We start from the raw sequence: 25,786 nt of genomic DNA, 5'->3' as shown, positions 1-25,786 counted from the left end.
TAGATGGCTTTTCAAACGTGACGAGCAATTCTGAGGAGACTTTTTCAGCTATCAAGTCCTACAAATCCAACTGAAATTCCGATTCAATCCCCATAAGAACCTCACCGGTTTCGTGCAACAGCGCTTTCATGCTTGGCTTTGCAAGCCGCACGAAAGCTTAGTTGTTGTGTGCTGCTATCCCATATCAGAATTAGTTCTAATAAAATTTATGATGATTTGTCGGTAAATACTGTTCTTTTCATAAGATAGGTTTCTCCAAAGACCTCCATGTGATAAGTCGTATGAATAGACAACTTGCATATTTCTAAATTCTGTTAGCCGAATTTTTTCTTCAAATAGTTTTGAGTAGTTATACATATTATTATCACTAATAAGCAATAAGGGTACTGATAAGTTATTAAGATATGCTACAGGCGATGCTAGTCTGAAATTTTCAATTCCTTCGCCAAAAACAGCTTCCACATGCTGTTCAGCAAGTTCGGGTCTGCCGCTGTTTGAAAGCACATTATGGTAGTCAATTATATCATAAGTACCTGAGATTGGGATTATTCCTTTAAATATTTTGTGAGAAAGTCCGACTTGATTTAAATAAGTGCTGTCCAAACTTATTAATGCGGATAAATGTCCGCCCGAAGAATATCCCCCAATAAAAAATCCATCCTTATCATATCCATATTTATCAGCATTTTCATATAACCATTTTATTGATAAAGCCACATCTTGAATATGTTTTGGGTGTTGAATTCCTTTATTCAAAGTTGAATCTCTCCATATAGCTGGACTTAGTCTGTGTCCAATACAAGCAACTGCTATTCCATTTGCGGCAAACCTTCTTGCCAAGTCCATTTCTTGGTTCTTGTCACCATAAGACCATGCTCCCCCGCCAATCCATATTAAAAGCGGAATTTTGTCATTCTTAATTGGTATTACCAAGTTTAGTCTTTGAAGCGTGTCCTCGGAAAACAATTCTTCAAGTGCATAATCAATCTCTTTGTGCTCAACCAACTCATAATTTCCAATCGTTTGGCAAAAGGAAAGATTAGAACAAAGACAATGAATTACAAAGCAAACTATTGTTACATTTTTCATGTCGGTGTTTTTTGTTTAACACAACGGCCCTGGCTATGGCAACTGCGGGATTTCGAAGCCGCTTTCTTATCTGCTTACTGTCATTTTATTTAGTTGTAATATCTTCATTTTTAAGCAGTCAGCCCGCATTTGCTATAGCCGATGTTGGCGTGTCGTGCTTTTTTATTTTTTCATCCAATCGTGAATGTCAGCCGCAAGTTCCTTATAAGCTTCTTTTGAACCTGCTGTTGACTCGTCTTCAAACCATCTCAAAAACTCCTGGTAGATCAAGTCGTGAACTTGTAATTCATTCATGTCATGATCTAATTGAACAATAATCGTTTTCAGTTCTGCTTCATATTCATCTTCTGGCGCTCCAATGTCAAGAAGTCCAATTGGGTCATGTTGATTTATGATTGTCCTAAGTTCTAAAAATCTCTCGCCATGACTTGATTTTACAGAATCTAAGTCGAGGGCAAACAGTGGATCTTTCATTGATTCCGCATATTGTCTGTCAAAGTTTTCTTGTGCTTCTTGGTCTGTCATTTTTGTTTTATTGTCCGTTCCGCAACTTGTTAAAAGAGTCACGGCAGTCAAAAGGGTTAATATTTTATTTATTAGTCTCAACGTCATTTTTTGTATGCACGCTTACATCCATATATACGCCACTTCTCCCAATTTATGTCGTGTATATCCACTATGTGCGAAGAGGTTTAATTTTTAAAAGCGTTGTTTTAGATGTATTTCAGTAATTATTTGCTCCTTCACCTGAAGACTTAGAGTGAAAGTCATGATTTCTACTTGGCTCGTTTTTTTGCTTCCTCAAGGATTTCTGCCATTGTCTTGGTGGAAAGACCACTTTTTTCTCCTTTGATCAATTCATTTCGAAGCCAAGCCCGCTCCAATTCCAGCTCTCGCTGCCTGCGAATCAAATCATTGATTAATTCACTCTTGCTGGCGTACTCATTTTCTTCAATTTTCTGCTTCAACCAGCGATCATTTGGTTCTGTTATTGTTATCGTTTGACGTGCCATAATTGTGTAGTATTGGTGTAAATATACACCGATTTATGAGTTATAAATGAAAAAATATAGCTCACCCCGAGCAAAATTCACTTTCATGATCCACTACCTTCGCAAATTGGAAACTTGTTGGGATCATTTTTTTATTCCTAACTTTAAGGATTACCCTATCCGTTTTTTCGGAATCTTCACCATTCCAAAACAGCTCGCCTTTTGAAAGTCCTCCTCGATCTTCAATACCTCAATGTTGCCAGTACAGGAATCAAAACCTATATGGTGGAATTGGCCAAGGCGGCGAGGAAATACCCCCATCCGGAGGTCGAATGGATTTTTACCCACGAACCCGATAAGCAGGCGGAAGATCCGAGCTACAAAGACCTCAAATCCAAATTTCAAAAGCTGAACTACCATTTGGATTATTTCCGATGGAAAGAATTTCAGCTGCCTGATTTGGTCAAAAAGTACAAACCGGATGTCCTGATTTGCCCCGATTTTATCTCGCCGGCAGCTTCCCTTTCCTGTAGAAGGATGACTGTGATCCACGATGCCTTTTTCTGGCAAATGCCGGAAAACTATCCCCGATGGTGGAGAAAGTACTTTCTCAATCTCCTCAAAAAGGGACTCAAAGAGGACACTACCTTGATTACGACTACCCTATATTCGAAAAATTCCCTTCAGGAACATCTGGGAAGCCAGTTGCCCATAGAGGTGATATATCAAGCCCCCAAAGGCATGACGGCAGCCCTAGACCAAAAATTTTTAGGAAAGCTAGGGCTAATACCTCAGGAATACTTTCTTCATATCGGAACCTTCGATAAGCGGAAAAGTCTCCCCCTTCTGGTAGAATCCTATGCGGCCTACCTGACGAAAACAGAATCACCAAAGAAACTGGTCCTAGCCGGTGGGCCTGGTCAAAGCAAACAAATGAATGACTTCCCGGTAGTCCAAAAACTGGTGGAAAAAATGGGGCTGCAAGATCAAGTCCTGATTCCGGGATACATATCCGACGGACAGATCAAATCCCTATACAGCGGGGCTTTCGCCTATATTTTTCCTTCGCAAAATGAAGGATTCGGCATTCCCATTCTCGAATCCATGGGCTTTGGCGTGCCGGTAATCCACTCGGATCAGCCAGCACTCTTGGAGGTGGCACATGGAGCGGGCCTTTCTTTTCAAACCGGAAATCCCAAAGATTTGACCGAAAAAATGATACTTTTGGAGACTGAAAATGACTTGAGAGAACGGCTCATCCAACTCGGAAAAGCCCGCTCCAAGGACTTTTCTCCCAAAAAATTTATCGAGGCTTTTTACGAGCTTATTTTGAAACCCGCTCCCTAATCCATGCGGCAATTATCCTGTCCTGTTTGTCAAACTTCTCCTACTTTTTCTCCTGCTCCTCATTCTATTTGCGATTGTCCCAATTGTGGGATCCGATGGACCTATCTTCCTGAGTACATCCGGTGGGAGGAATTGTACCGCGATGAAGTCTACGCTGTAGTGGATAACCGTGCCTCTATTTTTGAAAAAATCATCTTCTCGGAAGCCCGAAAAGTACTTCGCCAAGCTAAGTCGATTGTCCCAAATGCCCATCGATTGTTGGATTTTGGATCCGGGAAGGGTCAGTTTTTGGCAGTGGCAAAAGCTTTAGGCTGGGATGGTTTGGGAATTGAAACCGAAGCTCAAAGAGCCCAATTTGCTCAGGAAAAATATGGAGTTCGGGTTTTGACTTCTCTTTACACCGAAGGGAAAATCGAGGCAGGAAACTTTGATCTGATTACGCTAAATCACGTCCTTGAGCACCTCCCTGATCCTATTAGCCTTTTACAAGAGCTAATTCAAAACAATCTCGCAGAGAAAGGAATTCTTTATCTGGAAGTCCCAAGAGCGGACTCTTGGCAGGCAAAAATTGCCGGAAAAAACTGGATGCATTGGGATATTCCCAAGCATTTGACCCATTGGAATTATCAATCCTTGGAGACAGAGTTAGGAAAAATTGGGATGGAAGTCATCGCCAAGCGCAGCTTTTCCGTACATCTTGGAGTCTTGGGAATGCTGCAGGCCTTGATGAGCCGTTTAGGATTTAAGGAAAATCTGATTTATCGGCTCAAACGGAAAAAATCATTTGGGCTGATATTGGGAATTGGAGTTCTGCTGCCTTTTGCTACTATACTTGAAGCATTATCGGTTCTATTTGGAAAATCAGGAATTTTGGGAATTTATGCGAAAAACCATGGCTAAACCCCGACATATCCTGTTTTTGCAAAGCAGCTCAGAAGGCTATGGTTCCGGGAAAATTATCCTGCAAGTTCTCCGGTTTTACCAAAATCAGGGTCTTTCTCCCGTGGTCGTTCTTACCAATGAAGGCCCGATCCAAGCCGACTTGAAAGCCTTGAATATCCCTACTTATGTACAAAATCTGGGAATTTTGAGGAGAAAGTACGTGAATCCGGGCGGCATTTTTAACCGGGTCCAAAAGAACCTGAAAGCCTATCGATTCCTCAATCTATTGCATCAGAAATACTCATTTGAGTTGGTGTATTCCAATACGCTCGCGGTGGTGGTGGGTTCTATTTGGGCAAAAAGAAACCAACTTCCTCACATCTGGCATATCCATGAAATCCTTCCGGGCCCCGCGCCTTTGGTCAAACTTTTGGCTAAAATGCTGGATAGCAGCACGCCCCGCCCGATTGCAGTCTCCCAAGCGGTTGGTAACCACTGGCAGGCAGAACTCAATAATTCTAAAGTTGAGGTAATCCCAAACGGTATTCCTTACGATGATTTTCTGACCGCAAAAGGCAATTTGAAATCGGAACTTGGGCTAGATCCAGATTCAATTCTGGTTGGAATGATCGGTCGCATCAACCCGGGAAAAGGACAGCTCTTCTTTCTGCAAATGGCTGAAAATCTGTCACAAACGTATCCCAAAGCCCATTTCGTATTGATTGGGGACCCTTTTCCTGGCTATGAATTCATTTTGGAAGAAATCCAAAAAGAGATTAGAAACAAGAAGTTAGCGTCTAGAGTCAGCTATTTAGGCTTTCGAAAAGATATCCCAGAGGTAATGGCCTCTTTGGATATCTTTGTCCTGCCATCAGTCCTTCCGGATTCCTTCCCCACTGTGATTTTGGAAGCCATGGCTGCCGGTAAACCTGTGGTCGCTACAATTTCTGGAGGAGCTTCGGAAATGGTTTTGGATGGGGAAACCGGATTTTTGATTCCAATTAATGGGGTAAGTGAAGGAACAATGGCAATTTCTACCCTGATTGAAAACTCCTCGCTGAGAAACTCCATGGGTGAATCCGGGAGGCAAAGAGTTTTGGAAACTTTCAGCCTGGCATCCTTCGAACAAAAAATCATCGACCACCTATGGCTGCACCTGAAAAAAAACTGAAGGTTGCCATCATGGGCGCCAAAGGGTATCCTTATGTGTATGGGGGATACGACACGATGATCAAGGAACTTGGAGAGCGATTGGTCAAAAAAGGGGTGCATGTCCGGGTGTACAATCACCGGGCTTTATTTAAGGAAAGGCCAAGATTTGTAAATGGCATCGAATGCATCTACACGCCTGCGATCGAGTCCAAAAGCCTAACCCAATTGACCCATACCTTCTTCTCGATGCTTCATGCCTGCTTCTCAGATGTGGATGTGATTTTTGTGGTGAATTCAGGGAATGGTCCTTTTGGAATTATCTCCAGAATCTTCCGCAAACCTACCGCCATCAATGTGGATGGACTGGAATGGCGTCGCCCCAAGTGGAAAGGTTTGGGAGCTAAATATTTTTTCTGGGCTTCAAAGATGGCTACTAAGTTTTATGATAAAATCATCAACGATTCCGATGAAATGCGTCGCGTTTATCTGGAACTTTTCAAGAAAGACTCACTCGTAATTGCCTATGGAGCAAATCCTCGGGAAAGTGTGGGGCCAGAACCTCTGAAAAAGTGGAATCTGGAGAGCAGAAGCTACTTTTTGATTGTGGGAAGACTGGTACCTGATAACAATGCGGATTTGATCATTGATGGATTTTTGAAGTCCGATTCCAAAAAGAGATTGGTTATCGTTGGCGATGTTCCTTTCGCCGATGAATGGGCTAATCGATTGAAAAACATTCGAGATCCGAGGTTGCTATTTACGGGTTATGTGACCGATCCGGAGGAGTTGGCATCCTTGTATTCCCATTGCTACGCTTATTTTCATGGGCATGAGTATGGAGGCACGAATCCGGCCATGTTGAAAGCCTTGGGCTATGGCTGTGCGATTTTGGCTTTGGATACGCCTTTCAATCAGGAAATGCTACAAAACGGCAAGCATGGATGGTATTTTAAAAAAAGCGCCGAATCGGTGAATGAAACCGTAGAAAAAGCAGAGTCAGAGGCGGAACAAATGGACCATCTTCGAAATTCGGCAAGGTCTGGACTGACTCAAAAGTACAATTGGGATTATGTGACAGGGCAGTATTTGGAGGTTTTTAAAAATCTGGCCAAATTTTAGTTCCCACAGATTTTCACGGATTCTTTGCCACAGATTTCCACAGATATTTTATCATTATCTGTGCGAATCTGTGATTTTTATCTGTGAGCATCTGTGGGAAAACCTAGAGGAATCCATTTATTTTTCTGACAATATTTTTAGTAAGGTCATCAGTATTGAAATTAACTAACAGCCCAATTTTTAGATTCGATAGTCTCAAATAGGTCATTATCTGTAAATGATGAACATTCAATAATTGTTCAACAGACTTAATCTCCACAATTACCTTTTTCTCCACCAATAAATCTATCCGGTACCCAATCTCAAGCTTCAGCTCTTGATAAATCAATGGAAGACCAACTTGGTGTTCGACCAATAGACCCGATTTTACCAACTCATAACCCAAAGCTGCTTCGTAGCTGGACTCCAAAAGTTCTGGCCCTAGGGTATTGTAGACTTTAAAAATTGCACCACGGATTAAAAAGGTAATTTCATTTTCATGCATAGCTAAATTTAAGGATGTTCCCTCAGATATACACGGATTGAATGCCACAGATTCACTCAGATCCCCTGCTCCAAAATCAGTGGAAATCTGTGATTTTTATCTGTGAGCATCTGTGGAAAAAAGAGCCATTATATTTCCCACAGATTTTCACGGATTGAATCCCACAGATTCGCTCAGATCCTTTGCTCCAAAATCAGTGGAAGCCTGTCAATTTTACCTGCGAGCATCTGTGGAAAAAAGGGCCATTATATTTCCCACATTTTCACGGATTGAATCCAACAGATTCACTCAGATCCTTTAGCCCTTAATCTGTGGATATCTGTGATTTTTATCTGTGATTATCTGTGGGAAAAAGAGTCAATACATTTCCCACAGGTAACCACGGATGGAATGCCGCAGATTCACTCATATCCTTTGCTCCAAAATCTGTGGATATCTGTGATTTTTATATGTGAGCATCTGTGGGAAATTCATTTTCATGAAACTTTAACCCTCAAAATTTCCTTTACTCTGTATCTTTTCACCATAAAACTCTTTAATCCCATGATCAGAAAAGCAACCGCCGTATGGAAAGGAAGTGGCAAAGAAGGTTCCGGCCACTTGACCACCGACAGTACTGTCCTAAAAGACACTCAATATTCTTTCAACACCCGATTTGAAGACGGAGTAGGGACCAATCCAGAAGAACTGGTAGCAGCAGCTCACGCTGGCTGCTTTGCCATGAAGCTCAGCTTCAACCTTAGCGGAGTAAATTTCCCTCCCAAATCTCTGGATGTAACCTCCAAAATCACTTTTGAAGAGGGTACTTTGAAAAAATCTCACTTAGTCATCAAGGCTGAAGTAGAAGGAATTTCTGAGGAAGAATTTGCAAAGCAGGTAAAAGATGCTGAAGCCAATTGCCCGATTTCCAAGGCGCTGAATATGGAAATCAGCTCAGAATATACCTTGAATGCATAAGGTTTACCTATTAGAAACATGAATAGCAGGCTCGTCCTGCTTTTTTTATTTCCAACGAAAATCAACCCATGCCTTTTGTTGCTTGTCGTCCAAAAAAGTCCAAGCCACAAACCGGCTTATTTTATTCCCTTGGGCCATTTCCTCGACCTTTTTTGCCCTAATACCTACAATAGAAAGTGCTTTCAAAATCTTTGGAAGATTCTCCGATTTGGAGACCAAGGTTGTAAACCAGAACACCTGATTTTTAAACTTCACACTTTCACGGATCATGTTTTGGATAAATAGTAATTCTCCGCCCTCTGTCCATAGTTCTTCAGCTTGCCCTCCAAAATTCAGTGAAGCCTTAGAAACTGCTTTTCCTGTCAGGTTTCTTACTTTTCTTCGACTGCCTTCTTGCGCTGCTTCAGCCGACTCGTGGAAGGGAGGATTACAAAGTGTAAGATCAAAATATTCTCCCGGCTGAATGATATTGGAAAAAATCTTAGAAGAATCTGACTGTTTTCGAATGGCAATTTTGTCTTGCAGAGTTGGATTTTTATCGATGATTTTCTGTGCAGCCTGTACTGCTTTGGGGTTAAGCTCCGAACCGATAAAACTCCAACCGTAAATAGAATTACCCAGAATTGGATAAATCAGATTGGCTCCTGTACCCACATCTAGAACCCGGATTTTGGGACCCGACGGGATTTTTCCAGCATTGGAAAGAGCTAATAGATCGGCCAAATAGTGGATATAATCAGCCCTGCCCGGAATAGGAGGGCAGAGAAATCCATTCGGAATATCCCAAAACCCAATTCCGTAAAATTGCTTAAGAAGGGCATAATTAAGCAGTTTTACCGCTTTTGGATTGGAAAAGTCAAGGGTTTGTGCACCGAATTCATTTGTAAAAATGAAATTTTTTAACTCCGGAAGGGCAGCTGAAAGAGCTTCAAGATCGTACCTCCTTTGATGGAGATTTCTGGAATGAAGGTTTGTTTCCTTTTTCAATTTTCCAATAAATATTCCTGAACAAGTACATCCGTGGGAATATTGAGATTAGAATGAAGCTTTCGAATCATATCCAAGGTCAATTTTCGCTTCCGATTTAGAATTTCACTTACTCGACTTTTGTATCCTATCAAATCTTCTAAATCCTTTGGTTTTAACTGAAGTTGCTCCATTCTAAACTTAATCGCTTCTATCGGATCAGGTAGATCAATCGGAAAATTATCTTTTTCATATTTTTCAATCAAAATCAAAAGAACTTCCAAATCATCTCCCTCCGGTGTTCCTTTTTTTGAGTCAAATAGCTCTTCCGCCCGCTGGAGAGCCATTTGATATTCTGCCTCTGAATGGATCGGTTTCATTTTAGATAGAATTTGCATTGACTTTATCGTATTCAGCATGGGTACCGATGAATCTTATCCATCCTGTCTGGTACTCTAGATTGAACTTTACAATCAATCGATAATGATTTCCTTTAATGTTAAATACCACTCTGTTTTCCTTAAGGATACTAGCTGAAGGAAAATCTATTTTCAATTCATTGAAAGTAGCCCAATTACCTAGCTCCATCTCCCGAAACCAAGATTTTAAAGGTTGTTCGGAATCAGATTGAATTTCCCAAAACTCACGAAGAGTTTTTTTCGCAATAATTCTCATTGAAAAAATAAATTTACAACAAAAGTTCCCAAATCGGTAACTATTCCACCTCAAAAACCAATTTCATGGTAATTGAAGCGGTTTTGTTTTTGGAAGAGGTATTAAATGCTCCTCCCCAAGAGTAGTCCTCTCCCGAATTTTGTCCAGTGATCTGAAATACGCCCATGTTGGCTGTGATCAAGTCTCCGAGTTTGGCTTTGGAATTTTCGGCAATCCGCTCGGCGCGGATTCTTCCGTCTTCGGTGGCTTTGGCGACCATTTCCAGCTTGAGAGACTCCAACTGCGTGTAGTAGTATCGGGGAGGCTGAGAATAGAAAGTGATCCCCTGATTCAGTAATTCAGTGATTTCGCGGCTGATTTTTTCCACTTTTTCGACGTCTTTGGATTCAATAACCAAGGTTTGGCTCAGCTGATATCCGGTGAAAGTCTGTCCCAAATAGCGGCCGTCGTCAGAGTAATTTTGCTGATACAGAGGATTGGTTGAAACGGCATTGAACACCAATTGATCTTCAGGTATTCCTTTGGATTTGAGGTATTGTGTGACCGCGCTCCTATCCTTTTCCAAGCTGGAATAGGCCGACTGCAGGTCTCTGCTCTCTCGGGTAAAATTACCTTCCCAAACGATCAAGTCTGAGGTAAAATTCTGCTCACCCAAGCCCGTGACATTGACTGTCCCTTGAGGGCGATTCCGGTTGATCACAGCATTGCCCAAGACAAAGGCTGCAATGACAATAGCGATGGCAAAGACGATCGCTGAGGTATTGTTTTTCATTTTTTCAAATATTTACTCTTGAAGATAAGGAATTCTGATTAGGATCGAAACACAAAAAACCCGCCTAATCGACGGGTTTTCAGGGCTTTTTACCAGAATTAACACTTATAAAATTCTATTCTTGAAAAGCTGGGATTTTGGGTTTTCCAGGTCAATCAAATATCCATTGATCACTGCATAGATTAGCTTTCCCTCTTTTCCCAAAAAGAAATTGGGTGCCGAACTTGTCGTCCATCCTCCGGAAAGTTTCTCCGTTGATTTTAAGACTTGGATAGGCAAGGTATGTAATTCTCTGGCTGCTCCGTTTTTGACTTTTACCGCCATAAATCCCTGCCGCAGAAGTTCTAGGGCTTTCTCCTCTGAAATCTCATTAATTGATTCGAAAGGGGTAGAGTAAACTTTCCCTTCTACATACTCCATTCCTGTGGCGTCCAACTCCTCAAACCCAAAATAGACCTGCATATCTCCCAAATCGTCAATCGCTCCGGAAACGAAATAGGAACCATTGGCTTCAGACTCTCTTCTGCGAACCACCAAGTCAATAGGATATTGGGTTCCATTGACTGAAACCAGCATCTCATTGATTTTCAAATCCACCAATTGCAGGCCATTATCCGGGATGGCAAAATACTGCTCGGTGGTATATTTTTCGTACCCTTTGGTGGCAATTTGATGCAGCGCATTGAGGATAATCATGAAGTTGATCTTGCGGATTACCTGCTTCTCCGGATCACCGACATAGCCACCTGATTCGATCAGGATAGTGCTGGTTCCCCATTTTTGGATATTGTCCCCAAACGCTCTGGGTTCAAAGGCATCATCGTATTTTCCCACCCCACCCGGGATAATTTGCTGAAGCAGTTCATTCATTCCTGCAATGGTCTGCATGGCTCGTTCGCGCACGTCGTTGATTTCCGTTTCATAATTGTAAGCAGGCGCCAAAAGTGAGATAGTAGCTTGTTTGGGCGTATTGACCACATTGTAATACACCTGCTGATCATGGAGATTGAATCCAAATTCCGGCTCAAAATCATCCCTGGCAGACTTCAAAATCACGGCCTCGGGAGAAATCTGAGAAATGGCATCCCGATTCAGGTCAATGTCCAAGGAATTTCTCCGCTTGAACGCGTCTGCTCCATCGGGATTGATCATGGGGATAAATTTCAGGGAAAGTTGGCTTTTTAGAAGCATTCTCAGATCATCGAAACCATCGCCACTTCCTTCCAAAAAATTAAACAGATCGAAAAGCGCCATCGTCGCGGTGCTTTCATTTCCGTGCATTTGGGACCAAAGCATCACTTTACTTTGACCAGCCCCCCACTTCATGGAGGAGATGCTTTTGCCCTCCACAGACTCTCCCAGTTTTTCCACCTGAAATACTTTCGAATGCTTTTGGATCAAAGGCTGAAGATCGGCATGCTTGAACCTCCGGTGAGTGATTGCAGGCTCCTTATATTGCTCAAAAGCGGCCTCCATTTTCTCTAGAGGAATTCGCTCATAGGAGATTTGAGAGAAAACCGTCAGAGATATGCTCATCAAAAAGAGTGTGGACAAAAAGGATCTTAAATTCTTCATAAATGGGAGTTTTTCTTTCTTCTAGGATTAAAACTAGGCATTCGGGAGAAATAAATTGGTTTATTTTTGCCCAAACTCAAAAATCCCACCATGAAGTTAAGCTACCAAGTTTTTGACCTACCACTAAAGCACACATTTACCATCGCCCATCAAAGTCGAGACGTGCAGGATACCTTGATTGTCAAGCTTGAGGGAGAGGGATTTTATGGAATGGGAGAATCCACCACCAATCCTTTTTACGGGATGACTATCGAAAACATGAGTGCCTGCCTGGAAGTGGCGAGACCTTTGGTAGAAGGTGGAAAATGGAAAACACCGGAAGAGCTTTGGGAGCTAGGCAAAGAGATTTTTAAGGATAATCCTTTTGCCCAATGTGCCTTGGATCTGGCAGCATGGGATTGGTTTGCTAAAAAGCAGGGGAAAAAACTCTACGAATACCTTGGCCTTGATCCTAAAAACATCCCTTTGACCAATTTCACCATCGGTATTGACACCATTGAAAAAATGGTAGCCAAAATGAAGGAAGTGGATTGGCCGATCTATAAAATCAAGCTGGGCACTGATCGGGATTTGGAGATTGTAAAGGAACTTCGAAAGCATACAAATGCGGTTTTCCGTATCGATGCCAACTGTGCATGGACTGCGGATCAAGCGATTCGTTATTCTGAAGAACTAGCCCAACTCGGAGTAGAATTTATGGAACAACCGCTGGGAAAAGACGATCTGGAGGGAATGAAGGAAGTATTCAAACACTCCAAACTTCCGGTGATGGCTGACGAAAGCTGCATTGTAGAAAGTGACGTCAAGAAATGTCATGGACTTTTCCATGCAATCAATGTGAAATTGGTCAAAGCAGGAGGGATTACCCCGGGGTTGAGGATGATCCATGAAGCTAAATCTTTGGGCATGAAAACCATGGTCGGCTGCATGACTGAATCTTCTGTGGGAATCACCGCCATCGCCCATATTGCTCCACTTTTGGATTATGTGGATATGGATGGAGCGATGCTTTTGGCCAAAGACCCCGCTAAGGGAGTGACAATTACTCCAGAGAAAGTGACTTTTCCCGAAGGACCGGGAATTGGTGCGGAGTTGGTATGATGTTCGGTAGTTAGGAGGTATGAAAGATTGGAAGTGATTTTTTTCACATCAGTTCCGATATCAATTTTCTCTAATAAAAAACCCCGAATTGATTCAATTCAGGGCTTTTTGGAAACAACAAGAGAAGTCTTACTTCTTGTGTCTAATGTCTAGCGTCTAAATTATCCTTCTCCCACTATCAGCTTAAATCCTTCCCCGTGCACGGTGATAATCTGGACTTTGGGATCATCTTTCAGGATTTTTCGGATTTTGCTGAGATATACGTCCATCGAGCGGGCATTGAAGTAGCTGTCATCACCCCAAATCTGCTTCAGAGCATGACTTCGGTTGACTAATTTATTGATCTCAGAGGCAAGGAGACGAATCAGCTCATTCTCTTTGGAGGTCAATTTGTGTTTCCCAGAAGGACCTTCTATAAACTGCTCATCATAGTGCAGGATGAAATCACCGAAAGTATAGGTTTTCAATGGTGCTACCTCGGTGGACTTTTGGGTTCTGCGGAGAATCGCAGTGATTCTCAACAGGAGCTCCTCCATGCTGAAGGGCTTAGTGAGGTAATCATCTGCACCGATTTTGAGCCCTTCGATGATATCGTCTTTTTGGTTTTTGGCAGTGAGAAAAAGGATGGGAAGATTTTCCTGCACTTTTTTGATTTCTTTGGCTAGGGTAAACCCGTCTTTTTTTGGCATCATGATGTCCAAAAGACAAAGATCGTATTTGTCCTTCTTGAATTTATTCCAGCCTTCCTCTCCATCTCGGCAGAGGGTGGTATCGTACCCTTTCATCTGAAGGTATTCCTGAAGAATATCTCCCAGGTTGGGATCGTCTTCGACTACTAATAGCTTGGCTTTGCTCATTGTCTTTTGGGTAGGTTTATCGTGAAAGTACTTCCTTTTCCGGGTTCAGATTGTACAAAAATCCCGCCGTGATGTGCTTCCAGCATCGTTTTAACATAAGATAACCCCAAGCCAAAGCCCTTCACGTCATGTACATTTCCGGTAGGAACCCGGTAAAATTTATCAAAAATCTTCTTTTGGGCTTCTTTAGTCATCCCAATTCCATTGTCTTTAATAATTACCAAAATCTGATCTCCGTCTTCCTTGGCTTCTACAGACACCCTAGGAGATTCACTGGAATACTTGTTGGCATTGTCGAGCAGATTGTTGAAAATATGAGTCAAATGGAAAGCATCTCCTTCCAAAATTGGGTTCTTGAGATTGTCCTTTAGCTCGATCTTTCCGCCTTTCTTTTCTACTTGCAGGCTAATGTGGTCAATGGTACTTTGAAGCAGCTCAGAGAGATCAATAGGCTCGATTTTGAGCTTGAAATCTCCTTTTTCCAAGGCGGCCGCTTGCAAGACTTTTTCCACTTGTGAGACTAGCCTTTTGTTTTCATCCTTGATTATTCCCAAGTATCGGCTTCGGAAGGTATCTTGATTGGAGAGCTCCGGGTCCTGAAGTGCCTCTACGGCAAGACTTACTGTAGCCAAAGGAGTTTTAAACTCATGGGTCATGTTGTTGATAAAATCATTTTTGGTGTCTGACAGTGCTTTTTGTCTCAAAATGACTTTAATGGCATAGACGAAACATAAAATGATGACCAAAATAAACACCACTGAACTGGAAATCGGAAGCCAAACCTGACGGATGACGTGGGTATTTTTCTCCGGAAAGTAGATGTGCAGGTAATTGTCACGACCCAGAATATCATTTGGAAAAAGCTTAGCCTGCACCCCTGACTGAAGCACCACTTTGGGGTCATTCACTTTGCCAATGGGAATCAGATTTCCTTTATCTCCAGTCAGTCCCAATTCAAACTCTTCACCAATCCCTTTTATGGACAATTGATTTTTGAGGAGTTTTCTTACCTCTGCAGTATCCAAGCGATCTAAAATAGCCTGCTGTCCTTCAGCCAACTCGGCGTAGGCTTTGTTCAGGAGATCAATCTTTAAGTTGGTCCTTTTTATTTTGTCCAGCACATCTTCAGAGATATTTACCTCTGTGATGACTTCGGGTACTTGTGTAAAAGTCTGACTTCTGGAATAAAAGACCGTCTGATTATTCAAAAAAGCAAGCTGCCTTTCTTTTTCCTCCAATAAAACCTGCATTTCATCTGGAGTGAAAATAGTGGAAGCAATTTCTGGAGTCATGTAGGTAAAAAAGTTTTCTAGCTCAGACAAAACCGTGATGTCCAGTCCCCGAGTCATGAGTATTCTTCGGAAAGTAGGACTGACTTGCGGCATAGCGCCTGCAAGCATGGTGTCCACCACCGAAGGCCGGGAGTAATTGGGTGAAGTGCGGATTTGTTGGAGATCGATGGGGTCAATCTTTTTGAAAAGAGACTCCTGAAGTGCAGAATCCCGAATCAGCTGACTGAGAATCACTCCGCTGGCTTCTCCCTTTTCCAACTCCTCGATGGTACCGGAAAGTGCCTGAAGAACATTTTGGTCAAAGCGCTCCTGATTGATCCGGATGGCGTTTCTCACCCAGTAATATTGGAAGCCCATCAGACCAAAGCTGGCCATGGACATCAATACAATGATCAGGGTGATACTTCGTTTAGACATGGTACAAATTTAGTCCTTATGACTAGGGGCTTTAATTGGTTAACATGTTTTAACGCAAGGATAAAAGTTGAAATGGTAAAAAGACTTTTCAAAACGAGGAAGGAGATTGGACTTGGGTTCCGTTTTCAGCTTCTAATGGGTACCTTTGTGCCTTCTTTGTGAAATTTATTCCCATGCAAAACCCACAACAAATCCAGGGAGTCTCTCTTGAATCCATAGCCCATGAATTTGGCACTCCGGTGTATGTCTATGACGGTGAAAAGATCGTAGATCAGATCGAAACTTTGCAGAAGGCATTCAGCAGTGTGCCCTTCAAGATCAAGTATGCCACGAAAGCCCTTTCCAACCTATCGGTCTTAAAGCTGATCAAAAATGCAGGAGCTGGAATAGATGCGGTCTCTATCGAGGAAGTCAAGCTGGGTATGATGGCAGGATTTGAGGCTCCTGAGATCATGTACACCCCAAGTGGAGTGCCTTTTGAGGAGATCAGAGAGGCGGTAGATCTGGGAGTAATGGTCAATTTGGACAGTATTCCTTTGATTCGGGAATTTGGAAAAACGTATGGGGGAACAGTGCCAGCTTGTATCCGGATCAATCCTCACATCATGGCCGGAGGAAATCACAAGATCTCTGTGGGTCATATCGAAAGTAAGTTTGGTATCTCCATCGATTTGCTCCCTGAAATATTGGAAACGGTCCAAGAATTTGGGATAAAAATCTGGGGGCTTCATGTCCATACTGGTTCTGATATTTATGATGCAGAGGTGTTTTTGAGAGGGGGAAATGTCCTTTTTGAAGCAGCGATGCAGTTTCCCGAGCTGAAGTTTTTGGATTTTGGAGGGGGATTCAAAGTAGCCTACAAGGAAGGCGATCCTTCCACGGATGTGTTGGAAGTGGGAAGGATCGTGAGCAAAGCATTTGAGGAATTTTGCCAAAAATATGGGCGCTCCTTAGAGCTTTGGATAGAACCCGGGAAATTCTTGGTAAGTGAGGCGGGAATTTTACTGGTAAAAACTGCAGTGGTAAAAAGCGCTCCCACCATCACTTTTGCCGGAGTAGACTCCGGGCTGAATCACCTGATTCGTCCTATGATGTATGAGGCCTATCATGATATTTACAATCTCAGCAACCCTGATGGGAAAAAAGAAAAATACCATATCGTAGGCTACATCTGTGAGACAGATACTCTCGCTGCACACAGGCAGCTTCCAGAAATTAGACCCAATGATCTATTGGTAATTAAAAACGCGGGAGCCTATGGTTATAGCATGGCTTCCAATTACAATAGTCGGCTGAGACCGGCAGAAGTGTTGGTTTGGAAAGGAAAAGCACACCTTATCCGGAAGCGGGAGGAATTTGAAGATCTGACCAGAAATCAGGTCTTGATAGAAATTTAAATTCCGAGGAGCCTAAATGGCTCCTTTGGTATAATTATTGAACCGAGTTTAAAAATGTCTCGGTTACAATTCGATACTCAGGTACGACGACTAACCGGGACCGATTGCTCACCCAATCCTAAGCCCTAGTATCATCTTAAGAATTAAACCTGAGAATCTTATCGGGAGCGAAAATGCGTACCTTTAAGAAGATAACGATTGGTGGGAGAAGATTTAATGAAGAATTGGAAAACATATTTATTTCTATTTACTTTTTTGGGCTTCTTTTTGGCCCTTTTAGATTCTTATGGGCTAATTATTCAATCGTCTAATTTGAATATTTCCATTTGGGAATCTAAAACCAAGGCAAAACTAGATACTTTAGAAAGAAGAATTGCCCGAATTCAAAATGTCAATCAAAATGGGGTGGAGATTCAGCCTATAAGACAAGGATTTCCTTATTGCGAGCCATTTACCGGAACTGAAATAGAAAGACCAAACACAAAAGTTGGTGGAGCGGCGCAACTAACAGCTTCTTCTGGTCAAAATAATGGAGTACTTCAATTAACCAACTTAACCACCTCTGGCCAACTTGGCTATTCATTTATTGACCTTCCTTTTTCTTCTACCTATGGAATTAAAGTATCTTTTGAATATTTTATTTACAATCCAGTAAATCCATTAGAACCAGGTGATGGGATAAGTTTTTTCCTTTATGATGGAAATATCCCTGCTTCGGATTTTAGGATTGGTGGACTTGGAGGATCCTTGGGTTATTCAGCTCATGGCTTTTCGGGTGGAAGTTTTACAGATTACACGTCAAGTCCTCCTTTATTTAATCCTGAAAACACAAATGGTTTTGGAGGTTTATTGGGAGGGTATTTGGGAATTGGTTTTGACGTATGGGGTAAATTTGGGAATGAATATGAAAGGAGATACGGGGGCTTTTTAAGGCCAAATGACTATTATGCGAGTCATGGAGGTATCGTTCAACCACGATATCCAAATAGTGTTATTGTAAGGGGACCGCAAATAATTCAACCAGGAGAAGAGAGAAGAAACGGTATGCCTAAAACATACCCGTTTACAGGCTTATATCCTGCTCCTTTCAACAGTTATGGCTTTGTTACGGGAAAAGTCACCCATGATGATGCTTCGGCTCTTCCTGATGTGACTCTAGGAACAGGGAGCTTACCAAAAACACCAGACTATTTTGTTTCCCCAATGTTTAAGCTTAGCTCGAACGGAAGGGTTGAAGACTGTAATTTAGAAGGATATAGGAAAGTTTTTATCGATTTTAAACCCATTGATCCATTAAATCCTTCGGCAGGATTTCTCATCGATGTAGATATGCTGGTCAATAATGGCGTTTCTGGCCCCCAGCTTATCCCAATTTTGAATACTACTTTCAACCCTTCTCAACAAGTACCATCTACATTTAAATTGGGTTTTGCAGGAGCAACAGGCTCTAAGCAAGCTTTTCAAGAAATCCGAAATGTAACTGTTCAGGTTTCCAATGAAAACCAACTAACTAAACCTGTAACAAATGAATTAAATGCAAGTGCATGTGTTGGAGAAGAGGAATTTTTTGAATTAGATGTTGATTTAAACAATCTTGGTGCTCAAATCCAATGTATTCAACTTTATCAATCTGAGCTAGAGGCGTTATCAGTTCAAAACCAATTGGATCAAATTATTAATGTGCAAAATTGCGAGTCCGGAATTTGTCAAATAGAAGTTTGTAAACAAGAAAGACTTACAGAAGCAACAACTTTAGGTGAATTTGAAGCCTTTATTTTTTTAGAAAATGGAGTAGAAGTCCCCAAAATAAAATTTAAATCTTTCCTAGGTGTATCTGGAACTACAACAGTTTGGTATACTGTGACTGACAATTTTGGGCAAATCTCTGCTCCAAAACCAATTAATGTCACAATCAATCCAATTCCCAAAATCGACGGTAGTGGATCCATAATCGGGCCTACTTGTAATGGACAAAATGATGGGTCTATTTCCAATGTGATTCTTAAAGACTTAATCCCGGGATATACATTCACCTGGACAGATGCCAACGGAAATGTAATTCCAGGCCCATACCCTTTGTCCGAAACAGTGGTTGGAAATTACATTGAGGCTACTGTTGGCGTGAATGGTATCAATCTGGGTAAATATTTCCTAACTGTTAATAATCCCGCCACAAATTCTGCCTGCGATGATGTGTTTGAGTTTGATGTTATCGATGTGCGAGGTACTCCAGTTGAAGTGATTTTGGATGACCAAGAAGTATGTTTCGGCACTCCCGTTACTTTCGTGCCTGAGCTTGAAGACCCAACGGATGCGAATAATCCAAGATTTATTTGGTGGAAGGATAACAACAAAACCCAACCGATCACAAATGGCCTGACCGAGGGTCCTATTTCCTATCAAATTGCTGCACCGGGGGTGTTAACCATCACTGGCCTTCCTCAAAACGGTACTCCCTACGAGTTCTTTGTCGAAGTAGAGGCTGATCCATCTCAAAATCTTTGCGCAACTCCAGTAGGCAATTTAAAAAGAGTCCAAGTCCTTGTACTGCCTCCTTTAAGCATTTCATTGGTTCAAAATGATGATTTGTGCAGAGCTGGTACAGGAAGTGTTACGGTAAACGCAGTGGGGGGCTTTCCTTCAAAAACATATAGTTTGGACGGAATAAACTTTCAGGCTTCCAATTCCTTCTCAAATTTACTACCTGGTGATTACACCGTTTTTGTAAACGCTGGTTCAAACTGTATCGGTGAGCAGGATTTTACAATTCTTGGCCCTGCAGCCCCTCTGGGGATAACCCTAATCTCTCAGACTAATCCAAGCTGTGGGTTGGAAAATGGAGAGGTATCATTTGAGGTTGCCGGAGGTACACCTCCATACACTTTCACCCTGAATGGGGGTTCTATTAGTCCCCAACTGGCAAATGGAACTTATACGATAGGCGGGCTTAACGAGGCCCCTACTCACATTATTGAGGTCATTGATTCCAACTCATGCAACTTTACTGTCAATACGGCTGCATTTAATGCTATTCCAATTCCTGAATTCGATGCAAATGATGATATAGTTTGCTTTGGTGAAACCGCCTTCCTTAGCGTTCAAACCATTGAACTCAGTAATGCCTCAAACTTGGTCTACAATTGGTTTGATGAATCAGGTAGTCCAATCACCTCAGGAACATTCAGTGGAATCACCTATTCAGTCGACAATATTACGGGCGACCTTTCTATTTCAGGTTTGCCTGAAAACTCGCAGCCTTACCAATATTCGGTTGTCATTTCTGGTGACAACTTATGCTCAAATGATCCTCTCACTGCTTCTGTGACTGTTAATCCAGAGCCTAAATTGAATACCCCTGTAATCACTGATGTAGCCTGTTTCGGTGAAAATACAGGAAGCATTGAGTTTACTCCCGTCGATCCAGCAGAAGGGGCTAATTATCAATACAGTCTAGATGGGGGGAACACCTGGCAAGGCCCTATTTTCTCGGGATTGTCAGCAGGAACCTATTCAGTTTTGGTCCAGAACACACTCACAGGATGTGTGACATCACTGGACAGCCTTAATATCAGTCAAGCACCTGAAGTATCCTTTACTACTGAAGAAAAAATTGACCCTGCTTGCGGGTTGGCCAACGGATTGATGAGGTTTGAGTTTGCCGGAGGTGTAGGTCCTTACGCCTTAACCATTTCAAGAAATGGAAGCAACCTGATTTCCGAAACGGATGTGACTTCCCCTTATCAAATTGAAAATTTGGCTCCGGGAGATTATGAAATCACCCTTACTGATGCCAATGGATGTCCCCATATTATTTTAGAAAGCCTGATCAACAATACAGGTATCCCTATTACTGTAGATCCTATGGAGGATCAAATTTGCGAAGGAGACATAGCAACTCTGATTCCAATAGTCGCCACAACTGGTAATCCATCCCTGAAATGGTACAAAGACTCTGGAGCTACTGAAGAAATCATTTCAAGTCCTACTCCAGATGTAAATGGTATTGTTTATACCATTAATGCTTCGACCATGCAATTGGAAATCGAAGGATTACAGCCTGGAAACTATACCTACTACCTTGTAGCCACAGGCCCGGGCTATTGTCCTAACCCTCCGTTCTTTGGAAGAGTAGAAGTATTGGAACCAATCACAGCCGACCTTCAGATTACCGATGAAATCTGTTTTGATTCCGATAATGGTTCAATTACCGTTTTAGCCACGGGTGCAGATGGAAATTTTGAATACAGCATCAACAATGGTCCTTTTGTGCCGACAAATGTATTTACGGACTTAACCCCCGGAGATTATTCTATTGAAGTCCGCAGTACCGGGTCAAATGGATGTACTTTTCAAACAACCGGACGTGTCAATGGGCCAAATGCTCCGATTTCTATCAACAACCCTGATCTGATAAGAAGCTCCTGCGGCTTGGATAACGGCGAAGTGGCCAATTTGATAATCTCTGGTGGTTGGGGAAATTATTCTGTAGAATGGAGAAGAGGTTCTATCTCAGGTCCTATTATTCCTGGAAGTATTACAGGAGCACAGAATCTATTTGAAGACATTTATTACCTGATCATTACTGATGATAAAGGCTGCGTCGCAAGTTTTGACTTTACCATCGAGGAAATGCCAGACCCAGTCTATGTGATTCCGGATGTTGAAATTTGTGAAGGTGAAACTGTAAGCCTGGTTCCTGTAAATACAGTTTCAGGCTCTGCCCCAACCTCCTTCAGATGGTATAAGGATTCTTCTAAGACCGAAGAAGTGTTGCCTGGTTCTGATCCTTCAAATCCAGGTGTTGAATATACCCTTGACCCTGTAAGTGGGGAATTAACAATTGTTGGACTTTCAGGTCAAGACAATCCTTATGTGTATTATTTGAATGTGGAATGCACCGACGAAATGGTTCCAGTTGAAGCTTTGGTGAGGGCAATTCCAAATCCTGTTTTCATTACAGAACCTGTAAGCTGTTTTGGTGGAAATGATGGTAAAATCCTTGTAGACTCAGGAGGAAGTTCAAAATTCCTTTATTCAGTCAATGGAGCAAGTCCTATTGCAGAACTTGATCTTGAAAACTTAACTTTTGCGGCGGGTAGCTATACGATTCAAGTTTCAAATGAAGGATTTTGCCTTCAATCCTTTACAGTAGAAGTAATCCAACCGGACCTTCCTCTGGATGTAGCTCCATTGGTCAAAACAGATCCGGGATGTGGTGCAGATATAGGGGTAATAAGAACTCAGATCACAGGAGGTTGGGCTCCCTATCAAATTCAAATATTTTTCAACGGAAATCTATTGGATACAAGGACGGAAGATGGGCCAGAGGTGACCATCAATAACTTAGCTCCGGGAGATTATTATTTGAGAATAACTGATGCAGAGGGTTGTAGCGTAGTCTCTGATACACAAACATTGGTCTACGGCCCAACTCTAATTGAGGTGCAAGACTCCGAAATCTGTGAAGGGGAAGTGGCAGTTTTTACACCAAATGCCTCTCCTGCACCTTCTGGGGCGACCTTTGAATGGTACAAAGACCAAAACTTAACGGTGCCCATCATATCATCAAATACCCCCGATGCAAATGGTCATACTTTCCAAATTTCTTCATCGGGGGAAATGACCGTTTCAGGTTTGGACTATACAGATTCTCCTCAAACTTATTTTGTGATAATTACAGGTGGAACCTCCTGTCCGGGTGATGTAAAAGAAGTAAGCGTAATTATCAATAGGAACCCGGTACTAGCCTATTCAGTAGCCAATGAAGTTTGCTTTGGGGATCAAGGAACTATTTCTCTTCAAGGCTCTGCAGGTGACGGATCATTTACTTATTCTTTAGATGGAATAAATTTCCAGAATAGCGGATTGTTTACAGTAAGTCCCGGTGTATATACCGGTTATGTGATGAGTGGCTCCGGGTGTGTTGTTTCTACCCCAAATATAATAGTAGAAGGCCCAAGTGCGGATTTGACCGCTTCCTTGAATCAAAAGCAGGATGCAACCTGCAATTTGCCCGATGGACAGATTAGTGTGAATATATCAGGAGGATATGGAAATTACCAAGTGGAAATCCTTAGAAATGGGCAGCTCTTTTCTACCGAATCTTTTGCAGGTGGACTATTTACAAAAACTGGCCTTCCATCAGGTGATTACACTTTATCTGTGTTGGATTCTGGAGGATGCAGGGTCTCAGTTCCAGGAAACATAGAAATAGAAAATCTTCCAACTCCGTTATTTGCAGAAGGCGACGAATTGTGCGCTGGAGAAATTGCCTCAGTATCTGCATCAACTTCACAAACAGGTATCAATCCAATTTTTACTTGGTATACCAATCCTGATAAAACCGGCCAAATATCATCCGGAACATCTAATGGAGTGACTTACCAAATTAACGGAGATGGTACTATGACAATAGAGGGTCTAATTGGTAGAGAGGAGCCCTATGTATATTATGTCGGAATTTCCGGACCTGAGGTATGCGATACTCCTCTTGTGCCAGTTGAAATTACTGTTAATCCTATTCCTAACCTTAGGGTGTCCAATCCATCAATAGTCTGTGATCCCAAAGAAACCGTTGATTTGACCAAGTTCATAGAAGGATTCAATCCATCCATTTATGATTATCAGATCTACAGTCCTTCTGGCACCCTGATGAGGTTGGATGAAATTGCCCAAGTAGACCAAAGTGGGAACTACCAGGTTCAAAGCTCATTAAAAGGTGCCAATTGTTGGTCTCAAAACCAGCGAATTCTGGTGTTGATTACGGATACAGAACTCATTCCTGGATTTGAATATGAAGCAGATTTAGGAGGCGGGAATTTCATTCCAAATTCAGAGGCACAGATTTTAGAGCCTGTCAACTTTATTGATATCTCAGAAGGAAATATAATTATCTGGAATTGGGATTTTGGAGATGGAGGGTCTAGCAACCAACAAAACCCAACACACATTTATGAGAAAAAAGGAACCTACACGATTACCCTTACTACCATAGATGAAATTGGCTGTATAGCCCAAACTCAGCAGGTAATAAATGTACTAGATGATTATTTGGTAATTGTGCCAAATGCTTTCACACCTGACGGAACTAAAAATCAGTTTTTCAAGCCTGAGTTTAGAGGAATAGCCTCAATGGAGTTCTATATTTTCTCAACATGGGGAGAATTGATTTATCAATCTGAAACTCTAGAGGACAGAGGATGGGATGGAAAAGTAAATGGTCAAAATGCCCAAAATGGAAATTATGTTTACCGTGTGGTATACACCTCTCGGTCTGGAGAAAGAAAACAAAAATCCGGCGTATTTATACTTATCAGGTAAATGAGGAGAATACTACTTCTTTTTGTGCTTTTGCTTTTTGCATCTTTGAGAAATACCTTCTCACAAGATGTCCAATACTCTCAGTTCTACGCCGCCCCTCTTTATCTTAATCCTGCCCTGACGGGGGCAAGTGAATTGACACGGGTGGGTGTCAACTATCGAAATCAATGGCCTGGATTGGATCATAGCTTTAATTCCTATTCTGCCTATATCGATCATTACATTTTTGACTACAATAGCGGAATTGGCCTTATTTTCAACGGAAATCAGGAAACACTCGCCAATCTCTCTACCAACGAAATCGGACTCAGCTATTCCTACAGACTTCGAATCAGTGAAAACTTCTTTTTCCGAATCGGTGGTCAGGTGAGTTATATGCAGCGGGATGCTTTTTTCTCAGACCTCGTTTTTGGTTCGATGATCGACATTGTCAATGGTACAGTAGGAGGGATAACGGATGAATTGAACGGCATCCCTTTGGACAGCAGACACTCCTTCTTTGACTATGCCGTTGGTGGGATGTTTTACAATGACAAGTTCTGGCTAGGAGGTTCTGCACATCACCTAACCGAACCGAATATCTCCTTTGTAGATGACCAAACGAGTGTACTTCCTATGAAGGTATCTCTTCAAGGAGGGTATAGAGTCGATTTGGCCCCGGGAGGAAGAGATTATTTCACCCATGTCGGGCAAGAGAGAAGTATTTCCTTTGCATTCAATTACAAGCAGCAAGACCCTTTCAATCAATTGGACCTGGGAACCCAGCTTTTTCTTGAACCATTGGTGTTGGGCGTTTGGTATAGAGGACTTCCTACAAAAAATAATTTGCCAAACAATGAAGCCATCATCGGTCTGATTGGAGTGTCGCTACCTACTGGATTGGATATCGGCTATTCTTATGATGTCACAGTCTCCAAATTGGGACAGAAAAACAGCGGGGGGGCTCACGAAGTCTCTCTCCGTTATACTTTTCTTTGGGGAGATCCTAAGTCAAGAAACCAAAAATCAAGAGTAATTCCTTGTTTTAGATATTAAATGAAGAAATAATATGCGCTCTTAAAAAAAAATTAAAATTTTTTTCAAAGCCTGATTTTCAGGCTTTTTTCATTTCATATAATCAAAAAAGCAGATTCAAAACAGTTTTTTATTTTATAATACATTTTCAAGAAAAATTACACTTTTCCAAGTCTGAGCCTCCCCGGATTCTCATTGCCAAAACTCTTGCATTTAAAAATTTTTTCCCTCTATTTAAGAAAAAAGCAGTGTTTTGTAGAATATCATTTTGTCGTATACGATTTACAAAAAATATTATTCTAAAAAATAAAATACACAAAAGATATTTTATACAACACAAATAAGGATTGAAAATAGGGCATAAAAGCACTAAACAAA

General features: G+C 41.8%; 20 protein-coding genes. 9 read left to right on the top strand and 11 right to left on the bottom strand.

Annotated features, from left to right (window positions below):
- Nucleotides 1-174 precede the first annotated feature (174 nt).
- The 3 genes from AAA938_RS17995 to AAA938_RS17985 all read right to left on the bottom strand — a co-directional run bounded on the left by AAA938_RS17995 (nt 175) and on the right by AAA938_RS17985 (nt 2,102).
- Nucleotides 175-1,089 (bottom strand): alpha/beta hydrolase, encoded by a 915-nt coding sequence (locus AAA938_RS17995; RefSeq protein WP_338230153.1) that lies wholly within the window; start codon nt 1,087-1,089, stop codon nt 175-177.
- A 162-nt stretch (nt 1,090-1,251) separates the two neighbouring features.
- A complete protein-coding gene (locus AAA938_RS17990) occupies nt 1,252-1,701 on the bottom strand; it encodes a hypothetical protein (RefSeq protein WP_338230152.1) in 450 nt (149 codons plus the stop codon).
- A gap of 164 nt (nt 1,702-1,865) precedes the next feature.
- On the bottom strand, nt 1,866-2,102 hold the full coding sequence (locus AAA938_RS17985) for a ribbon-helix-helix domain-containing protein (RefSeq protein WP_338230151.1): 237 nt from the start codon (nt 2,100-2,102) through the stop codon (nt 1,866-1,868).
- Between the two features lie 201 nt (nt 2,103-2,303).
- On the opposite strand from AAA938_RS17985, the gene AAA938_RS17980 reads away from it, so the two are divergent.
- From AAA938_RS17980 to AAA938_RS17965, 4 genes are read left to right on the top strand one after another with little or no spacing between them, the layout of a single operon-like run.
- Nucleotides 2,304-3,428 carry a glycosyltransferase family 4 protein gene (locus tag AAA938_RS17980; RefSeq protein WP_338230150.1) on the top strand — a complete coding sequence of 375 codons (1,125 nt, stop codon included), beginning with the start codon at nt 2,304-2,306 and terminating at the stop codon, nt 3,426-3,428.
- Between the two features lie 3 nt (nt 3,429-3,431).
- The gene (locus AAA938_RS17975; protein ID WP_338230148.1) at nt 3,432-4,328 is read left to right on the top strand and encodes a class I SAM-dependent methyltransferase; all 897 of its coding nucleotides are present in this window, start codon (nt 3,432-3,434) and stop codon (nt 4,326-4,328) included.
- Nucleotides 4,321-5,481, top strand: coding sequence for a glycosyltransferase family 4 protein (locus AAA938_RS17970; RefSeq protein WP_338230146.1), 1,161 nt, complete (start codon nt 4,321-4,323; stop codon nt 5,479-5,481). The genes AAA938_RS17975 and AAA938_RS17970 overlap by 8 nt, the downstream gene beginning before the upstream one ends.
- Nucleotides 5,457-6,581 (top strand): glycosyltransferase, encoded by a 1,125-nt coding sequence (locus tag AAA938_RS17965; protein WP_338230145.1) that lies wholly within the window; start codon nt 5,457-5,459, stop codon nt 6,579-6,581. The genes AAA938_RS17970 and AAA938_RS17965 overlap by 25 nt, the downstream gene beginning before the upstream one ends.
- 103 nt (nt 6,582-6,684) lie before the next feature.
- Here the strand turns inward: AAA938_RS17965 and AAA938_RS17960 are convergent, their stop codons facing one another.
- Nucleotides 6,685-7,065: a GxxExxY protein gene (locus tag AAA938_RS17960; protein ID WP_338230144.1), complete on the bottom strand. Its 381-nt coding sequence runs from the start codon at nt 7,063-7,065 to the stop codon at nt 6,685-6,687.
- A gap of 543 nt (nt 7,066-7,608) precedes the next feature.
- Here AAA938_RS17960 and AAA938_RS17955 point away from each other — a divergent pair.
- Nucleotides 7,609-8,022, top strand: a complete 414-nt coding sequence (locus AAA938_RS17955; RefSeq protein ID WP_338230143.1) for an OsmC family protein — start codon at nt 7,609-7,611, stop codon at nt 8,020-8,022.
- 45 nt (nt 8,023-8,067) lie between these two features.
- Here AAA938_RS17955 and rlmF read toward each other — a convergent pair whose 3' ends face one another.
- The 5 genes from rlmF to AAA938_RS17930 form a co-directional block, all read right to left on the bottom strand.
- Nucleotides 8,068-9,009 carry a 23S rRNA (adenine(1618)-N(6))-methyltransferase RlmF gene (rlmF, locus tag AAA938_RS17950; RefSeq protein WP_338230142.1) on the bottom strand — a complete coding sequence of 314 codons (942 nt, stop codon included), beginning with the start codon at nt 9,007-9,009 and terminating at the stop codon, nt 8,068-8,070.
- The gene (locus tag AAA938_RS17945) at nt 9,006-9,368 is read right to left on the bottom strand and encodes a helix-turn-helix domain-containing protein (protein WP_338230141.1); all 363 of its coding nucleotides are present in this window, start codon (nt 9,366-9,368) and stop codon (nt 9,006-9,008) included. The genes rlmF and AAA938_RS17945 overlap by 4 nt, the downstream gene beginning before the upstream one ends.
- Before the next feature lies 1 nt (nt 9,369).
- Nucleotides 9,370-9,663, bottom strand: coding sequence for a type II toxin-antitoxin system HigB family toxin (locus AAA938_RS17940; protein ID WP_338230140.1), 294 nt, complete (start codon nt 9,661-9,663; stop codon nt 9,370-9,372).
- A gap of 40 nt (nt 9,664-9,703) precedes the next feature.
- Nucleotides 9,704-10,435: an SIMPL domain-containing protein gene (locus AAA938_RS17935; protein ID WP_338230139.1), complete on the bottom strand. Its 732-nt coding sequence runs from the start codon at nt 10,433-10,435 to the stop codon at nt 9,704-9,706.
- A 105-nt stretch (nt 10,436-10,540) separates the two neighbouring features.
- Complete coding sequence (locus tag AAA938_RS17930; RefSeq protein ID WP_338230138.1) at nt 10,541-12,010, bottom strand: M14 family zinc carboxypeptidase; 1,470 nt, start codon at nt 12,008-12,010, stop codon at nt 10,541-10,543.
- A 90-nt stretch (nt 12,011-12,100) separates the two neighbouring features.
- Here AAA938_RS17930 and AAA938_RS17925 point away from each other — a divergent pair, with 90 nt between their 5' ends.
- Nucleotides 12,101-13,111 carry a dipeptide epimerase gene (locus tag AAA938_RS17925; protein WP_338230137.1) on the top strand — a complete coding sequence of 337 codons (1,011 nt, stop codon included), beginning with the start codon at nt 12,101-12,103 and terminating at the stop codon, nt 13,109-13,111.
- 161 nt (nt 13,112-13,272) lie between these two features.
- On the opposite strand, the gene AAA938_RS17920 is transcribed toward AAA938_RS17925, so the two are convergent.
- A complete protein-coding gene (locus AAA938_RS17920) occupies nt 13,273-13,968 on the bottom strand; it encodes a response regulator transcription factor (protein WP_338230136.1) in 696 nt (231 codons plus the stop codon).
- On the bottom strand, nt 13,965-15,677 hold the full coding sequence (locus AAA938_RS17915) for a sensor histidine kinase (protein WP_338230135.1): 1,713 nt from the start codon (nt 15,675-15,677) through the stop codon (nt 13,965-13,967). The genes AAA938_RS17920 and AAA938_RS17915 overlap by 4 nt, the downstream gene beginning before the upstream one ends.
- Nucleotides 15,678-15,850: 173 nt before the next feature.
- On the opposite strand from AAA938_RS17915, the gene lysA reads away from it, so the two are divergent.
- From lysA to AAA938_RS17900, 3 genes are all read left to right on the top strand, one after another.
- Complete coding sequence (lysA, locus tag AAA938_RS17910; protein WP_420915751.1) at nt 15,851-17,074, top strand: diaminopimelate decarboxylase; 1,224 nt, start codon at nt 15,851-15,853, stop codon at nt 17,072-17,074.
- A gap of 201 nt (nt 17,075-17,275) precedes the next feature.
- Nucleotides 17,276-24,394, top strand: coding sequence for a PKD domain-containing protein (locus AAA938_RS17905; RefSeq protein ID WP_338230134.1), 7,119 nt, complete (start codon nt 17,276-17,278; stop codon nt 24,392-24,394).
- Nucleotides 24,395-25,429, top strand: coding sequence for a PorP/SprF family type IX secretion system membrane protein (locus AAA938_RS17900; protein WP_338230133.1), 1,035 nt, complete (start codon nt 24,395-24,397; stop codon nt 25,427-25,429).
- Nucleotides 25,430-25,786 lie beyond the last annotated feature (357 nt).

Origin of the sequence: Algoriphagus taiwanensis, from assembly GCF_036245645.1 — a bacterium.
GTDB classification, from domain to species: Bacteria; Bacteroidota; Bacteroidia; order Cytophagales; family Cyclobacteriaceae; genus Algoriphagus; species Algoriphagus taiwanensis.
This window is presented reverse-complemented; position numbering and strand designations above follow the sequence as displayed.

Excerpts from the sequence above, each read along its gene's own strand:
- AAA938_RS17945 (WP_338230141.1), bottom strand. The coding sequence starts at position 9,368 with ATGAAACCGATCCATTCAGAGGCAGAATATCAAATGGCTCTCCAGCGG.
- AAA938_RS17935 (WP_338230139.1), bottom strand. The coding sequence starts at position 10,435 with ATGAAAAACAATACCTCAGCGATCGTCTTTGCCATCGCTATTGTCATT.
- lysA (WP_420915751.1), top strand. The coding sequence starts at position 15,851 with ATGCAAAACCCACAACAAATCCAGGGAGTCTCTCTTGAATCCATAGCC.
- AAA938_RS17995 (WP_338230153.1), bottom strand. The coding sequence starts at position 1,089 with ATGAAAAATGTAACAATAGTTTGCTTTGTAATTCATTGTCTTTGTTCT.
- AAA938_RS17975 (WP_338230148.1), top strand. The coding sequence starts at position 3,432 with ATGCGGCAATTATCCTGTCCTGTTTGTCAAACTTCTCCTACTTTTTCT.
- AAA938_RS17990 (WP_338230152.1), bottom strand. The coding sequence starts at position 1,701 with ATGACGTTGAGACTAATAAATAAAATATTAACCCTTTTGACTGCCGTG.
- AAA938_RS17925 (WP_338230137.1), top strand. The coding sequence starts at position 12,101 with ATGAAGTTAAGCTACCAAGTTTTTGACCTACCACTAAAGCACACATTT.
- AAA938_RS17900 (WP_338230133.1), top strand. The coding sequence starts at position 24,395 with ATGAGGAGAATACTACTTCTTTTTGTGCTTTTGCTTTTTGCATCTTTG.
- AAA938_RS17940 (WP_338230140.1), bottom strand. The coding sequence starts at position 9,663 with ATGAGAATTATTGCGAAAAAAACTCTTCGTGAGTTTTGGGAAATTCAA.
- AAA938_RS17955 (WP_338230143.1), top strand. The coding sequence starts at position 7,609 with ATGATCAGAAAAGCAACCGCCGTATGGAAAGGAAGTGGCAAAGAAGGT.
- AAA938_RS17930 (WP_338230138.1), bottom strand. The coding sequence starts at position 12,010 with ATGAAGAATTTAAGATCCTTTTTGTCCACACTCTTTTTGATGAGCATA.
- AAA938_RS17970 (WP_338230146.1), top strand. The coding sequence starts at position 4,321 with ATGGCTAAACCCCGACATATCCTGTTTTTGCAAAGCAGCTCAGAAGGC.
- AAA938_RS17960 (WP_338230144.1), bottom strand. The coding sequence starts at position 7,065 with ATGCATGAAAATGAAATTACCTTTTTAATCCGTGGTGCAATTTTTAAA.
- AAA938_RS17965 (WP_338230145.1), top strand. The coding sequence starts at position 5,457 with ATGGCTGCACCTGAAAAAAAACTGAAGGTTGCCATCATGGGCGCCAAA.
- AAA938_RS17985 (WP_338230151.1), bottom strand. The coding sequence starts at position 2,102 with ATGGCACGTCAAACGATAACAATAACAGAACCAAATGATCGCTGGTTG.
- AAA938_RS17915 (WP_338230135.1), bottom strand. The coding sequence starts at position 15,677 with ATGTCTAAACGAAGTATCACCCTGATCATTGTATTGATGTCCATGGCC.
- AAA938_RS17920 (WP_338230136.1), bottom strand. The coding sequence starts at position 13,968 with ATGAGCAAAGCCAAGCTATTAGTAGTCGAAGACGATCCCAACCTGGGA.